The sequence below is a fragment of the Microbispora sp. H10830 genome (assembly GCF_014161375.1).
Classification (GTDB): Bacteria; Actinomycetota; Actinomycetes; order Streptosporangiales; family Streptosporangiaceae; genus Microbispora; species Microbispora catharanthi.
This window is the reverse complement of sequence record NZ_JABBWX010000021.1, coordinates 32,017-46,784: the sequence shown is the minus strand read 5'-3', so window position 1 is coordinate 46,784 and position 14,768 is coordinate 32,017. Positions and strand designations below refer to the sequence as shown.

13 protein-coding genes are annotated in these 14,768 nt (G+C 70.1%); 8 read left to right on the top strand and 5 right to left on the bottom strand.

Going from position 1 to position 14,768, the window contains the following annotated elements:
• Positions 1 to 437: 437 nt before the first annotated feature.
• Positions 438 to 4,028 (top strand): LamG-like jellyroll fold domain-containing protein, encoded by a 3,591-nt coding sequence (locus HHX35_RS37095; protein WP_182903284.1) that lies wholly within the window; start codon positions 438 to 440, stop codon positions 4,026 to 4,028.
• Positions 4,029 to 4,094: 66 nt separating this feature from the next.
• Here HHX35_RS37095 and HHX35_RS37090 read toward each other — a convergent pair whose 3' ends face one another.
• On the bottom strand, positions 4,095 to 4,673 hold the full coding sequence (locus HHX35_RS37090; protein ID WP_182903283.1) for a TetR/AcrR family transcriptional regulator: 579 nt from the start codon (positions 4,671 to 4,673) through the stop codon (positions 4,095 to 4,097).
• Positions 4,674 to 4,874: 201 nt separating this feature from the next.
• On the opposite strand from HHX35_RS37090, the gene HHX35_RS37085 reads away from it, so the two are divergent.
• Positions 4,875 to 6,308 (top strand): MFS transporter, encoded by a 1,434-nt coding sequence (locus HHX35_RS37085; RefSeq protein WP_182903282.1) that lies wholly within the window; start codon positions 4,875 to 4,877, stop codon positions 6,306 to 6,308.
• A 26-nt stretch (positions 6,309 to 6,334) separates the two neighbouring features.
• Positions 6,335 to 7,222 (top strand): oxidoreductase, encoded by an 888-nt coding sequence (locus HHX35_RS37080; RefSeq protein ID WP_182903281.1) that lies wholly within the window; start codon positions 6,335 to 6,337, stop codon positions 7,220 to 7,222.
• Positions 7,223 to 7,284: 62 nt separating this feature from the next.
• Here HHX35_RS37080 and HHX35_RS37075 read toward each other — a convergent pair whose 3' ends face one another.
• Both HHX35_RS37075 and HHX35_RS37070 read right to left on the bottom strand, forming a co-directional pair.
• The gene (locus HHX35_RS37075) at positions 7,285 to 8,979 is read right to left on the bottom strand and encodes an AMP-binding protein (protein WP_182903280.1); all 1,695 of its coding nucleotides are present in this window, start codon (positions 8,977 to 8,979) and stop codon (positions 7,285 to 7,287) included.
• Between the two features lie 31 nt (positions 8,980 to 9,010).
• The gene (locus HHX35_RS37070; RefSeq protein WP_182903279.1) at positions 9,011 to 9,370 is read right to left on the bottom strand and encodes a TIGR02679 domain-containing protein; all 360 of its coding nucleotides are present in this window, start codon (positions 9,368 to 9,370) and stop codon (positions 9,011 to 9,013) included.
• 440 nt (positions 9,371 to 9,810) lie between these two features.
• Between HHX35_RS37070 and HHX35_RS37065 the strand changes: the two genes are divergently transcribed.
• From HHX35_RS37065 to HHX35_RS37055, 3 genes are all read left to right on the top strand, one after another.
• The gene (locus HHX35_RS37065; RefSeq protein WP_182903278.1) at positions 9,811 to 10,359 is read left to right on the top strand and encodes a hypothetical protein; all 549 of its coding nucleotides are present in this window, start codon (positions 9,811 to 9,813) and stop codon (positions 10,357 to 10,359) included.
• Positions 10,360 to 10,615: 256 nt separating this feature from the next.
• Positions 10,616 to 10,930 carry a hypothetical protein gene (locus HHX35_RS37060; protein ID WP_182903277.1) on the top strand — a complete coding sequence of 105 codons (315 nt, stop codon included), beginning with the start codon at positions 10,616 to 10,618 and terminating at the stop codon, positions 10,928 to 10,930.
• 89 nt (positions 10,931 to 11,019) lie between these two features.
• Positions 11,020 to 11,421: a hypothetical protein gene (locus tag HHX35_RS37055; RefSeq protein ID WP_182903276.1), complete on the top strand. Its 402-nt coding sequence runs from the start codon at positions 11,020 to 11,022 to the stop codon at positions 11,419 to 11,421.
• A gap of 96 nt (positions 11,422 to 11,517) precedes the next feature.
• Here HHX35_RS37055 and HHX35_RS37050 read toward each other — a convergent pair whose 3' ends face one another.
• Entirely contained in the window at positions 11,518 to 12,456 is a 939-nt protein-coding gene (locus HHX35_RS37050; protein ID WP_182903275.1) for an alpha/beta fold hydrolase, read from the bottom strand.
• 207 nt (positions 12,457 to 12,663) lie between these two features.
• Positions 12,664 to 12,849: a hypothetical protein gene (locus HHX35_RS42875; protein ID WP_220506320.1), complete on the bottom strand. Its 186-nt coding sequence runs from the start codon at positions 12,847 to 12,849 to the stop codon at positions 12,664 to 12,666.
• A 148-nt stretch (positions 12,850 to 12,997) separates the two neighbouring features.
• Here HHX35_RS42875 and HHX35_RS37040 point away from each other — a divergent pair, with 148 nt between their 5' ends.
• Both HHX35_RS37040 and HHX35_RS37035 read left to right on the top strand, forming a co-directional pair.
• Complete coding sequence (locus tag HHX35_RS37040) at positions 12,998 to 13,588, top strand: TetR/AcrR family transcriptional regulator (RefSeq protein ID WP_182903274.1); 591 nt, start codon at positions 12,998 to 13,000, stop codon at positions 13,586 to 13,588.
• Positions 13,589 to 13,845: 257 nt separating this feature from the next.
• Positions 13,846 to 14,022, top strand: coding sequence for a hypothetical protein (locus tag HHX35_RS37035; protein WP_182903273.1), 177 nt, complete (start codon positions 13,846 to 13,848; stop codon positions 14,020 to 14,022).
• Positions 14,023 to 14,768: the final 746 nt, after the last annotated feature.

The window sequence follows — 14,768 nt, the reverse complement described above, 5'->3', positions numbered from 1 at the left end:
CCTCCACTGACAGCGTTACGCGCCTGTTTCCGATCGAAGTCGAACCGATTCGGCGAATCGGTTCGCTGACGATAGGCCCGGTCCGTCGCATGCGTCAATGGGCTGCGCGGCACGATTTGCGGAGACGTTCGCGGAGACGTTCGCGGAGACGTCGCCGCCGGCGTGCGCCGTGCGCCTTCGGGGTTGACGGAGCCGTCGTCCGGTGCGGGCCGTGACAGGCGCCGGCGCGTGACGACGAGGTGACGATGACGTGCCGGGAGGGTTTCGGGCCCTTGACCGTTTCGCGGCACCCCGCTTATCGTCCAGTCGAATCGATTCGGCGAATCGATTCGACACGTCTTTCACTCCCCCCGTGAATGGGACAGCGCATGGCCGTACCCTTGTCCGGGCGAGCACACAGGCTCGCGCCTCACGCCGTTCTCGCCTCCGCCCTCGCGATGACCGCGATCCCCCTCGCCGCCCTACCGGCACTCGCCTCATCGACCCAGAGCACCGACGCACCGGCGCTCGTCCTCCACTACGACTTCGAAGGCGACCTGTCGAGCGGCGTCATCGAGGACCTCTCCCCCTCCGGCCTCGACGGGGCCCTGGCCAACCCCGGCTCGGCCAAGACGGCCGCAGGTCCCGACGGCACGCAGGCCCTGTCGCTGCCCGGCGGGCCGACCGGCTCGGCCACCGCCCCCTACGTGACGATCCCGAACGGCCTGTTCCGCGACCGCCACGCCATGACCGTCTCCACGTGGCTGAAGTGGGCGGGCGGCGCCGACTTCCAGTGGGTCTACAACCTCGGCAAGGACGCCGCGACCGCCACCTTCGTCACCCCGTCCTACGCCGGTGACGCCACCACGAGATCGTCCATCAAGCCGGTCAACGGCAGCGCCGAGGTGGGGGTGCCGGGCGCGCAGAAGCTGCCCACCGGTCAGTGGGTCAACCTCGTCACCACGATCGACGGCAGGACCCTCACCTACTACGTGAACGGCGTGGCCATCGGCGGCACCACCGCCCAGATCGACCTGGCCGCGGTGATGCACTCCGACCGCAACAGCACCTCCGGCTTCCTGGGCAAGGCGTTCTGGGGCGGGCACCCGTTCCTGGCCGGCGACCTGGACGACTTCCGCGTCTACGACGCCGCCATGAACGCCGAGCAGGTCGCGGAGCTCGCCGGAGACCGCAAGGCCGCTCTCACCAAGGTCGAGCAGACCTCCTTCGAGATCACCACCTATCCCGGCACCGCACCGGCACTGCCCGCGACCGTCAACGCGCAGTTCTCCGACGGCATCCTCCGGGGCGTGCCGGTCACCTGGGAGGCGGTCGACCCGGCCAGGTACGCCAAGCCGGGCCGGTTCACGGTCAAGGGCACCGCGTACGGGACCACGGTCGAGGCCACGGTCAAGGTCGTCGCCAACGACCTGACCATCGACCTCGGCACCGAGACCGGCGCCTTCCACGGCGGCGCGTCCGGCACCCTGTACGGCGTGTACGGCGAGGGCGTGCCGACCTCCAACCTCCTCGAGGGCATGCGGCTGCGCACGGTCGCGACGAAGGCCCAGGACGGCCCGCAGCACCCCGGCGCCGACGCGCTGGAGGTGGTCAAGCCGCTCGCCGACAGCACCGGCGGCGACGTGTACATCTACATGACCGACATCTACCGGGGCTTCCCCTACCAGTGGCCCGGCGACACGCCCGAGGCCAGGCTGGACGACTTCAAGGCCAAGATCGCCAAGCAGGTCGACCAGGTCCTCAAGCTTGACCCGAGATATCAGGACCACATCGTCTTCGTGCCGTTCAACGAGCCCGAGGGCAACATGTTCGGCACCGGCACGTGGAGCTACAACAAGATCAACTGGCTGAGCGACCCCCAGTACTACTTCAAGGCCTGGGACGAGGTCAACGCCCTGATCAAGGGCAAGATGCCGAAGGCCAGGATCGCCGGCCCCAACACCAGCGTCCTGTACGACCAGGTGCAGGGCTTCCTCCGGCACGCCGTGCAGGCGGGGACGGTCCCCGAGGTCATGACCTGGCACGAGCTGGGCGACCCGGCCCGCATCCGCACCAACGTGGCGAAATACCGCCAGTGGGAGCAGGCCATCTTCACGGGCACCCCGTATGAGGGCAGGCAGCTCCCGATCAACCTCGACGAGTACGCCTTCAACTACCACACCTCGGTGCCCGGCCAGATGGTCCAGTGGGCCTCGGCCATCGAGGAGTCGAAGGTCGACGCCGACATCGCGTACTGGAACATCGACGGCAACCTGTCCGACTCGGCCGTGCAGGCCAATCGCGGCAACGGCCAGTGGTGGCTGCTCCACGCCTACGGCCAGATGACCGGCAACACGGTCAAGGTCACCCCGCCGCGGCCGAACGTCAGCTACACCCTGCAGGGCGTCGCGACGCTCGACAAGGCGAAGGCGCAGGCCCGCGCGCTGTTCGGCGGAGCGTCCGGTCTCGTCGGCATCCACTTCGACGACGTCGACACCACGCTGTTCGGCCGCACGGGGTTCGGGGGCACGGTGCATGCCCTGATCCAGGAGATCCCGTGGACCGGCCAGATCGGCGACTCCGCGCAGCCGCGTGTCGTCGCCGAGCTGAACCAGAAGGTGACGGACGGCGCGGTGACCTTCGAGTTCGGATCCACGCTGCCCGCCTTGAAGGAGTCGTCGGCCTACCAGATCATCCTCACCCCCGGCGAGGGCGCCGCCTCCGGCACTCCGGCGACCACGCTCTGGCAGGCCACGTACGAGGCGGAGGACGCCGGCCACACCGGCGCGGGGTACAGCCGCAACGGTCCCGAGGGGACTCCGTCCGACGTCGGCAAGTTCTACACCTCCGGCGGCTACGACGTCGGCGGGCTGCGCACCGGCTCCGACGTCACGCTGAACTTCTCGGTGTCGGTCCCGCAGGACGGCACGTACGACCTGTCGGTCTTCGCGAACTCGCTGAACACCTACGGCGCGGTTCAGGAGCAGGGCCCGACCAACGTCTTCCTCCGGGTCGACGGCAAGGACGAGCGGGAGCTCCACCTTCCACTCGGGTACAAGTGGGTGGTCTGGGACCACACCGATACGAAGGTCGCGCTGTCCAAGGGCGACCACACGATCACCCTGGCCGCCAGGAGCCTCGACGGCACCCGGGCCACCAAGGGGGACGCGCTCGTCGACAAGATCGACCTGACCCTCGCCAACCCGGCCGCGAGTGAGGCGATCTACGAGGCGGAGTACGCCACGCTCGACGGAGCGAGCACCGACTACAGCGAGAAGAAGGTGTCCGGCTCCGGCGTGGCCGACCTGCGCAAGGGACAGTCGGCGACGTTCTGGGTCTACTCGCCCGGCGACGGCGAGTCCACGCTCGGTGTCGACCTGCGCGGCGGCGGCAAGGGCACGCTGACCGTCAACGGGCAGGACATCGCCGAGCCGTCCGGGTCCTCCCGGGTCAAGGCATTCCTGTCGGGCGGCGTCAACAAGATCACCTACGCCGCGCGGACGGGCAGGGTGCGGCTGGACCGGCTGCGGGTCGAGAAGACCGAGGGCGCGCTCGCGCCGGCCTGGTACGAGGCCGAGTCGGCCCACGTCGCCGGCGCCGCCAAGGTGGCCGCCTATCCGCTGGCGAGCGGCGGGAAGGCCGTCACCGACATCGGCGGCGCCCCCGGCAACGCCGGCACCCTGACCTTCGACGTCACCGCCCCCAGGAACGGGACGTACGCGCTGACGGTTCGCTACTCCAACCCCGAACAGTCGCCCGCGTCCCACTACAACCCCGACCCGCTGGCCCGCCACGCCGAGATCTCCGTCAACGGCGCCACACCGCGGCAGGCCTGGTTCCCCCACTCGTTCCACGCCGACAACTTCTGGGAGCTGACCATCCCCGTCCAGCTCAAGAAGGGAGCCAACACCGTCGCCTTCGCCTCACGAGAACTGCCGAACTTCGACGGCGACACCTACATCTCCGAGACCTTCCCCGACATCCTGCTCCGATCGAAGTACGCCCCGATCATCGACAAGATCGCGGTGACGCCGCTTTCCAAGGAGTAACACGCCGGGCACACCAGCCGGGCGGGGCCATCGGCCCCGCCCGGCGTTCCTGTCTTCCGCCAGGATTCAGGACGGGCGGGAGCGGACGCCGTCCAGGGCCATGCCCAGCACCCGCTCACGCTGGTCGTCGTCGACGAACCCGCCTCCGGTGATGCCGGAGATCATCCGCAGGACGTCGTCGAAGGTCACGTCGCCGCGGACCTCTCCGGCCTCCCTCGCCCGGTCGAACAGCGGCTCCCCCGCCTCGTACATGGCGGTCCGGCTCGACCGCATCATCTCCGAGTCGCGGTTGAGCGCCTCGTAGATGGCCCGCTTGGTGGCCGCGTAGTCCACGAACCGGCGCAGCCAGGCGGCCAGCGCCTCCCACGGCGGCAGGTCCGCGACCTGCCCCGCGGCGCCGCACAGCTCATCGATCTCGTCCAGGTACACGCTGTCGAACAGGTCCTGCCGCGTGGGGAAGTTGCGGTAGAGCGTGCCGATGCCGACGCCGGCGCGCCGGGCGATGTCCTCCAGCGAGGCCGCCGTGCCGTGTTCGGCGAACGCCTCCCGCGCGGCGGCGAGCAGCGCGTCGAAGTTGCGCCGCGCGTCGGCGCGCTGGGGGCGCCGCACCCTCGTCCGGGGGCCTTCGGCCGCCTTCTCCTTCACCGGTCTTCCTCTCGAAGTTGAACCGGAGGTATGCCTCCGCTAATGTGGAGGCACGCCTCGACTTTAGCAGGCGGGCATTCGCGTTCGCGTCTTCCCTGTCAACGCCGCCCCGATCGTCGTCTTTGTTTCGCGCCGTCCCTGGCCGGGGCGGCGTCACCGGCGCGCCTCGTCGCGCGGGATCCTCCTGTCGAAGGATGTTCGATGTCACGCACCACCTCGCCGCAACGGCTGACCTTCCTCGCGCTGGCAGCCGCCACGGCCTCGTTCTCCATGCTGCAGTCCCTGGTCAGCCCCGTGCTGTCCACCATCCAGCACGACCTGCACACCGGCCAGAGCACCGTGACCTGGGTGCTCACCGCCTGGCTGCTGTCCGCGTCGGTCGCCACGCCGCTGATGGGCCGCATCGCCGACATGATCGGCAAGGACCGCACGCTGCTCATCGCGCTGGCCGCCATCGCGCTCGGCTGCGTCGTCGCCGCCGTCGCCCCCAACGTCGGGGTGCTCATCGCCGGACGGATCGTGCAGGGGCTCGGCGGTGCCGTGTTCCCCGTGTCGTTCGGGATCGTGCGCGACGAGTTCCCCGCCACCCGGGTGCCCTCGATGGTCGGCGTCCTTTCCGCCGTCATCGCCGCAGGTGGCGGCGTCGGAATCGTTCTCGCCGGCCCGATCGTCGACGCTCTGGGCTGGCGCTGGCTGTTCTGGATCCCGGCGATCATCGTCGTCGCCACCGCGTTCCTGGCGTACCGCAACGTTCCCCGGTCCCCGGTGCGCACGCCCGGCCGGGTCAACTGGGCGGCCGCCGCGCTGCTGTCCGGATGGCTGGTGGCACTGCTGGTCCCGCTCACCGAGGCGTCCGCCTGGGGCTGGGGTTCGGCCGCCGTCGTCGCGCCGCTCGCCGCCGCCGCGTTGCTGTTCGCCGCATGGATCGCGGTCGAGCTGCGCTCGCGCGACCCACTGATCGACATGCGCATGATGCGGCTGCCGGCCGTATGGACGACCAACCTGGTGGCGCTGCTGTTCGGCGCCGGCATGTTCGCCTCGTACGCGTTCCTCCCGCAGTTCATGCAGATACCGGCGGCCGTGACGGGCTACGGGTTCGGATCGAGCGTGACCGAGGCCGGGCTGCTGATGCTGCCCATGCTCGTCACGATGGCCGTCGCCGGCACGGTGAGCGGCCCGATCTCCCGTGTCGCCGGGGTCAAGGCTCAGCTCGTGTGGGGCTGCGCGCTCGGCGCGCTGTCGAGCGCCGGCGTCGCCCTCTGGCACGACCGGCCCTGGCAGCTCGCCGTCGCGACCGCCGTGTTCGGGCTCGGTCTCGGCCTGGCCTACGCCTCGATGACCAACCTGATCGTGCAGAGCGTGCCGGCCGGCCAGACCGCCGTCGCCGGCGGAATGAACACCAACATCCGCACCATCGGCGGCTCCATCGGCACCGCCGTGGTCAGCTCCGTCGTCACCGGTCACCTGCGCCCGGACGGGCTGCCGTACGAGTCGGGCTTCACCACCGCCTTCCTGGTGCTGGCCGTGACCCTGGCGGCCACCGTCGCCGTGGCGCTGCTGGTCCCGGGGGCGCGCCGCCGTACGGCGCCCGCCGTCGAGGTGGCCGAGCCGGTCCCGGCGGGCGCGGCGCGCTGAACATCGTGGAAAGGAGACAACACATCATGCAGAGGACATGGCTCATCACCGGTGCGTCCCGGGGCCTGGGACACGCTCTGGCCCGGGAGGTGCTCGAACGCGGCGACCGCCTCGTGGCCACCGCCCGCCGGCCGGAACCGCTGGACGACCTCGTCCGGGCCCACGGCGACCGGGCACGCGCCGTCGCACTGGACGTCACCGACGCCACGGCGGCGCAGCGGGCCGTACGGCTGGCCGTCGAGGAGTTCGGCTCGCTGGACGTGCTGGTGAACAACGCGGGGTACGCGAACTCCTCACCCATCGAGGAGACCTCCGACGAGGACTTCCGGGCGCAGTTCGAGACCAACCTGTTCGGCGTCGTCACCATGACCAAAGCCGCGCTGCCGGTGCTGCGCGCGCAGCGGTCCGGTCACATCCTGCAGATCGGCTCCGTGGGCGGCCGAGTCGGGGGCACGCCCGGGCTCGGCGCCTACCAGGCGGCCAAGTTCGCCGTCGAGGGGTTCTCCGAGGTGCTGAACAGTGAGGTCCGGCCGCTGGGGATCACCGTGGTCATCGTCGAGCCCGGCGGGTTCCGTACGGACTGGGGCGGCTCGTCGATGCGCATCCCGCCGGTGGGGCCCGGCTACGAGCAGACCGTCGGCCGGGTCAACGCCTACCGGCGAGCGGTGGACGGCACCCAGCCGGGCGACCCCCGGCGGGCGGCCAGGGTGATCGCCGGGCTGGTCGACGTGGACGATCCGCCGCTGCGGCTCCTGCTCGGCTCCGACGCGCTGCGCATGGCCGAGCAGGCGTCCCGCTCCCGCGCGGCCGAGGCGGAGCGCTGGGCCGCCGTCAGCCGTTCGACGGACTTCGACGGCGTCGTGGGGCTGACCGAGGAGCCGGTCGCCCGCCTCCTCGCGCACGGCGCGCGGTGACGGCCCCGGCCCCGCTTCCGGGCAGCCGCCGGAGGCGCCGGGCCTGTTGAGGACCGGCCGGATCAGCCCCGCAGCTCGGGGAACTGGTCGTCCCGCCACTCCCCGGACGGCGGGGCGCCGGCCTCCGCGGCGTCGCTCTCCCTGGCCCGCAACTCGACCCGGCGGATCTTCCCCGAGATGGTCTTGGGCAGCTCGGCGAACTCGAGCCGGCGCACCCGCTGGTAGGGCGCGAGCCTCTCACGGGCGTGCCGCAGGATGGCCGCGGCGGTCTCCCCGTTCGGCTCCCAGCCCGCGGCCGGCACCACGTACGCCTTGGGCACGGCGAGCCGGATCGGGTCGGGGGCGGGCACGACCGCCGCCTCCGCGACGGCGGGATGCTCGATGAGCACGCTCTCCAGCTCGAACGGCGAGATCTTGTAGTCGGACGCCTTGAACACGTCGTCGGTGCGTCCCACGAAGGTGATCGAGCCGTCGGCGTCCCGGGCCGCGACGTCGCCGGTGTGGTAGAGGCCCCCGGACATGGCCCCCTCCTCGCCGTCCAGGTATCCGGTCATCAGGTTGACCGGGCGGGCGGCGAGGTCGAGGCAGATCTCGCCCTCGTCCGCCGGCCGGCCGGTCACCGGATCGACGACGACGACCGGGACGCCGGGAAGGGGGCGGCCCATCGAGCCGGCCTTCACGGGAACGCCGGGCGTGTTGGCGATCAGCGCCGTCGTCTCGGTCTGCCCGTACCCGTCGCGGACCGTCAGCCCCCACGCCCGCTCCACCTGGGCGATGACCTCGGGATTCAGCGGCTCCCCTGCGGCGACCGCCTCACGCAGGCTGCCCGGCCCGTCCCCGAGGTCGGCCTGGATGAGCATCCGCCAGACCGTGGGCGGCGCGCAGAACGTGGTGACCCCGGCGCGGCGGATCTGCCCGAGCAGGGCGGCGGCGTCGAAGCGGGAGTAGTTGTGCACGAACACCGTCGCCTCGGCGTTCCACGGCGCGAAGAAGCAGCTCCAGGCGTGCTTGGCCCAGCCGGGCGAGCTGATGTTGAGGTGGACGTCGCCCGGCCGCACCCCGATGAAGTACATCGTCGTCAGGTGCCCCACCGGATAGGACACCTGGGTGTGCCGCACGAGCTTGGGCCTGCTCGTCGTCCCCGAGGTGAAGTACAGCAGAAGCGGGTCGCCGGGAGAGGTCAGGGCCTCGAACGGGTCCGGCTCCGGCGTCGCGTAGGCGTCGCCGTACCGGAGCCACCCGGTCGCCTCGCCCACGCAGACACGGCCGTACTCTCCCGGCACGCCGTCGAACTTGTGTGTGTCGGCCGCGTTGGCGATGACGTGCCGGACGCGTCCCCGCCCTACGCGGTCGGAGAGGTCCGCCGCGCCCAGGGCGGTGGTCGCGGGCATGATCACCGCGCCGAGCTTCATCACCGCCAGCATCGACTCCCACAGCTCGACCTGGTTGCCGAGCATCAGCAGCACGTGGTCGCCCTTGCCGACCCCCTGGGCGGCCAGCCAGGCCGCCACCTGATCGGAGCGCCGGGCCATCTCGTCGAAGGAGTAGCGCCGCTCGGAGCCGTCCTCCTCCACGATCCACAACGCCGTACGGGGGTTGCCCCGGGCGATCGCGTCGAACCAGTCCGTGGCCCAGTTGAACCTGCCGCCGAAGACCGGCCAGGCGAACTCGCGTGCCGCCCGCTCGGGCTCCTCCCTCAGGCCGAGCAGCAGGTCGCGGGCTTCCCTGAAGACATGGGTGCTGGTCGTCTCGCTCACGGTGACTCCTTTGTCGCGCAGGCCACGGACGTCAACGTACGACCGTCGCTCGCGCCGTGTCACCCCCGAAGATCCGCCACCAGCGAGCCGGCGACGCCCCGTCACGGCTCACCGCGTTCAGCCAGGCGCGGTACCACTCGGCGTTCTCGTACAGCGCGCTCTCCTCGGCCGGCCGCAGAGCCTTATGCCTGGTGGCGAGGGTTCGAGCGGCTTCGGCGGGGCGCTTCGCCAGCGGGCGGCCGTCGAGGGCCTCCAGCAGTTCGGCGAGGCCGAGCTCGGTGCCGGCGCGGACGGCGGCGTCGAGGTCGCGCAGCGTCACCCGGATGCGCTGGACGCCCGGGTCACGCCTTCTGATCTCCTCCAGAGTGCTGCGCCGATGGGTGGCCGTCATCCGCGTTCGAGCTGTTGCCGGCCCAGCCCGCCGACGCTGATGCCGTCCGATCGGCGTGCCGATCGACGGGGCGCCCGCGCCGGTGACGAACGGGTACAGCCCGCACACCTGCGTGGTCGTCGCCTGATACTCCACCCCCAGCGCGACACGCCGCCCAGGCGGCGGCAGCCAAGGCCGCTGCGGCCCAGGCCGCCCAGCGCACGGCTCGCAATCAGAGCTGGCTGAGCAAGGTCGGCCAATGGTGGGAGACAACTGGAGCGAGGGGTGGTTCGCCAGTCCGTGGACCAAGGTTGGGGTGAAAGCCAGGGGGTCTGCCAGGCAGGCCGGCCCTGCCCGTGGCACGCGGCTCGCTCTGGGGATCACCGCCGAGAATCTGCTCGTCAACGCCGAGACGGCTGCACCGTCTACGGGGATCCAGTACTTGGGAGAGAGCCGGCTCAATGAGTGAGCGAGGGAAGAAGCGGGTGGTGGCCAGAAAGCCCGTGGCGATCGTCCTGACGGTTCTGGTGCCGGGGGCTCTGGCCCTCATGGGCATGTACGCGATCCTCGAAGCCGCAATCATCCACAACCTCGCGGACGCGCTCGTCTTCTCCCTGATCCTGGGTGAGAGCTCGTTCGTGATCTGGTTGCTCGCCTGGCACTCGAAGATCCGGGCCACCCCCCGCGGCTTGTTCGTCGACAACTTCCTCGTCGTTCATGAGATCCCCTGGCACCACGTCAAGGACATCGTCCTCGAAAACGGCATCCTCGTCGTCCTCGACGACGACACCGTGATCGGCTCGCTTCAGTTCGGCGGATCCGTACTCGGAGGCATCACTGGCTACCCCACCTTTCGCCGCCCGCTGCGCCGCCTCCAGCAGGCCCTCGCCAACCACAAGGACAACGGCGAACACGAGGCGCGCGAGAAGAAGACCTACGTGAAATTCCCCTGGATCGCCGCCCTGGCCTGGTTTCTCCTCTACGCCATCCCGTCGCTCCTCCAGCTCTGAAGAATCTGTTCCGGCAGCGGGCGCATGACGCAGTACTCGTTGTCCGTCTCGTGCTGGGGAGCACGAGCGCAAACGAAACCCATTGGCACCCAACGAGAAGGGAGACACCGAGCCATCCGGTCCGTGACTGTCCGAGTACGCCGGCAGGGCGGTCGCCCCGTGCCAACGTCGAAGCCACCAAGAGGTGCGGGGTGGCCCGTACAAGCCGCCGGCCGACGAGCTCATCAGCGGAGATCACCCTCCCTGGATCGCTCGGGTGCTGGTCGCGTGGTCGTCTCGCCTGCGGTATGCGGACAGGACGCGGGCGCAGGGCCGCGCCGAGGAGCTCGCCGCCCTGATCAATGATCGTCCTGGCAAGCTCCTGAAGCTGCTGACGGCACTGGGTTTCGTCTTCGTCGGCCTGATAGCCCTGTGCGCACGTGTCCGTTCCCGCTTGGGCCCGTCCTCGCTCTCGGCTCGTTTGTTCGAGGACGTTGACGACTTTGCGCACTTCCTGGGGTGGACCACGGCCGCCACGCGTTTCCGGAGGAGCTACCGCGATCCCCGCTTCGACGCCCGGAAGGGTCACTGAGGCCGGCTCGCATACCCCCGCCACACGCCGCTGACAGCAAGTGCCATCCGCCCTTAGCACTTCCGGAGGGAGGGGCAGCCCCGCTCCCCGTGTCAATGGCACAGCAGGAGCCGCAGCACCCCGGCCCCGGCCGCGGCCTGCACCGACGCCGGGTCGGTGATGTCGAGGCGGAGCACCTCCACGCCTGGCAGGTCGACGAGCGCGGGGCGCCGGGCGGTCGCGTAGATCTTTTTCGCGGCCCCGAGCTCGTCTCGCGCAAGCTGGAGGCGTTCGGCCTCCTCAACGCGATGATCGCGATGTTCGTCCAGAACGAACTGGCCGCCACCGCCTCCTCTGCGGCACGCCGGACCGCCTACCCGCGCCACGTGGCGGCCGCCGGCATCCACCCCCGCGTCACGGCCGCCCTCACGGCCGCTCCACCGTCGGATGCGGTCAGCGCGGATCCGTTCGACGGCGCGATCGGCCGTGTCCTGAACGGCCTCCTGGGCTGAAACGCGGCGCCGAGTGAACAGACCGGGAGGATCGGGCGGCCGCTCGTGACTTCGCTCGGACCGGGGCGGTGCGCAGCCGGGCAGGTTTGACCGGTGTCAGTCGCCGTCGAGGATGAAATCGGCTATTGCGGCAGCGACGGCTTCGGGCTGCTCATCGGGGATGAAGTGTCCAGCGTCGGGCACGACGACTCCGGTGGCGTCGTCGGCCCATGGGCTGATGGAGGCCGCCATGTCCGGGATGGAGCCATGGCTGCTGGAGATTCCGAGGATGGGCACAGTCAGGTGCTGCCGCTTGAGCGCCTCGTGGTTCTTGCGCGCCGACGCGGCGGCATCTCGGTAGTAGGCGAGGGAAGCGCGGAGGCCACCGTCGACGGCGACGGCCGCTGCGTAGTGGTCGAGCTCGGCGTCGTCGAACGTGTCTGGAGAGAGGGCCTTCATTTTCAGGAACCAGCCGACGTAGTCCCGTTCGCGGCCGGCAAGCAGCGTCTCGGGCAGGTCGGGCACGAGGTGGAACGCGAAATGCCAGGTCTTCCACGCCCGATCCGGGTCGGTGGGAATCGCTTCGGGGAGGGTGATGCCGGGAATTCCGGCGTCGAGCAGAGCGACCCCGCGCAGCTGGCTCTCGAATTTGAGTGCGAGGGAGAAAGCGACCCAGGCGCCGATGTCGTGGGCGACCAGCCAATAAGTCGGCACTCCGAGAGCCTTCACGGCGGCGTGGACGTGCGCGGCGACCGTGTGCGTGTCGTAGCTGCGCTCCGGACGCTCGGAGTGGCCCTGGCCCGGCAGGTCGATCGCGATGACGTGGAACCGGCCGGCGAGGCTGGGCATGACCTTTCGCCAAGCCCACCAGGTTTGCGGGAATCCGGCGAGCAGGACAACGGCCGGGCCGGTCGGCTGGCCGCCTTCGACGGCATGAAGGCGGACGCCGTCCGCGTCGACCCAGCGGTGAGTGAATCCCGCCAGGTCGTGCAGGGGCAGGTCGCGGACAGGGTTGCTTTCGCAGATGCGCCAAGCGCTGGTCGCAGGGTCAGTCACGGGATGCCTCCATCGGTGTTAGGTGTGCTGGTTCGGTGCTTCGCCCGAGGGTCAGGCCCACGAGCGCAGTGCAGATGACGAGAGCGGCCAGCGTGGTGCTCGACATCCGGGTCCCGACGGCCTGATCGATGAGGCCCAGTAGCAGGACGGGGACGACGAGCCCGGAATAGACGAACAGGAAAGACGCCAGAGACGAGAAGAAGCCGTTCACACCGGAGGACGCGGCGACGAGCACACCGCTGGCGGGGTGCGGGTTGGCGCTTGGACGGACTGCGCGAGCAGGCCCGCGGCGATGGTGCCCAGACTCAGGCCGCCGACGTTGGCGGCGGTGGCCTGAGTCCCGCCGGCCATGACGACGGTGTAGACGAGGACGACGGCGGCGGCTGGGACCACGTGGTGTGCTTGTCGCGCTGTCGCGAGGTGTGGGGACTCCGGGCCGTGAGCATGCTTGGACGCTAGCACATCTTGAACCGATCAGTTCAAGATAGGATGGTGCGCAGCGCGGCCCGAGATAACGACGCACCGGCAAGGAAGTGCCATCGTGGCAGGCAAGAAGCAATTCGACATGGACTCGGCACTTGACGCCGCGATGATCCAGTTTTGGCGCGCCGGCTACGCCGACACCTCAGTGGACGATCTGTCCCGGGCAACCGGCCTGAACCGCAGCTCCATCTATTCCTCGCTCGGCGACAAGGACACGCTCTTCCTGCGCTGCTTGGATCGCTATGCCGCGCGCTACGGCGAAAAGTACGACGCCGCCCTGTCGTGTGCAGCCTCGGAGCCCCTTACAGCCGTTCGTGCGTTCTTCGACGTCACCCTCGAGCGCATCGCCGATCCCGAACTGCCGGATGGATGCCTGGTTGCCCAATCGGCCATGGCAATCCCGGTGCTGAGCCCGAGCGTTGCGGCGCACGCGAAGGAGGCGCTGGGCTTCCAGCGCTTGCGTCTACGCGCCGCACTGAAGGCCGGCCGATTGACCGACCAGGACGCCGAGGCCTTCGCTGAACACGTGGCGGCCGTGAACCAGTCTCTCGCCGTCATGAGCAGAGCTGGGGCGAGCCCGGCGCAGCTCCTGGCCATTGTGGGCGTAACCGTCGACGCGCTCTCACAGACGTTGCGCACGCGCGACTAGCACTGGACGAGCTGCCCAAGCCGGTAGCCGACGGCGGTACCTCAACGACAAAGAAGAGGAAGTTGGTCGATCACGAAGCTGCTGGGCGTCTCGCCGGGCACCCTCTACAACCACATCCCGGACCTGAAGGAACGCGCACGGGCGCCGTACCCCGCCAGCTTGAAGCGTCCGCCCGTGGTCCCCGCCGATCGCGAGCCGGCGGCCTCCCACCAGGGGTCCTGCGCTGTGTCGGCCTTGAGCTGCAGCAGGACTACCAGGTGCGTATCCTGCTGGCCCTGGCGGACAGCCGGCAGGGCCAGCGCCGTTACGACGAGGCGGCCGACTGTCTCCACCGGGCCGTCGCCGTCAGCAGGCGAATGCGGGCACCCCACTGGGAGGCACGGGTGATCCGGGCGCTGCGTGACCTTCGCGCCGGCTCCCGAGGCGGGCGTTGACGACGCCGGAGGGAGAGCCTGACCTCGACGCGCACGCCCGGGCCGTCCCTACCGCGGGACCCAGCGGATCACTCGACAGGACGGCGGGGTGGGAGCAGGGCGTTGACGCGGTCGGAGTCGGGCCAGACGTAGGGGAGGTCGTCGGAAAGACCGCGGAGCGCCCCGAGCCCGCCTTCAGCGACTATGCCAGGCGACGGCCTGGTGATGCTCAGTGAGCCCGAGCCGGCATCGGCTCCCCGCCTAGCGGTCCTTATGATCACAAGCGCTTGGCGCTTGCCGCCGCCAGGCTGCGGGCGATGGCCATTCCTGAGCTCCTTGCTCCGGAGCACAGAGATTTCCGTGAGGGCCTCGGACCTTTGGTGAGGACCCCTGCCGATGGTCTGCCCGAGCTGCTCGAGTTCGAACGCTAGGTCCCCAGTCGCCCGACCGCGCACGTCCACAAGGAGGGCTGCGAGCCGCAGCGATCCGGCTGCGCGCCTCCCTGGCCGGACGGAAGCCGGACGACCTGCAGCCGGGGGAGATCGGGCTGGAGCTCGGCGAGCAGCTGCTGCCGCGCGGGCGCGGCCCAATCCTGTACTCCGGCTGGGAGGAAGGCGACGTACACATGGCAGTCCGTCCCCTTCGGGGTGAACCGCTCGGCACTCCAGGGATCCCGCCCGCCGTGGACGGCGAGTAGCACGAGCAGGGCCGCGCGCCAACCACAGCGCGAGCATCAGCCACCTGTCCTCTCGCGACTACGCCGAGGC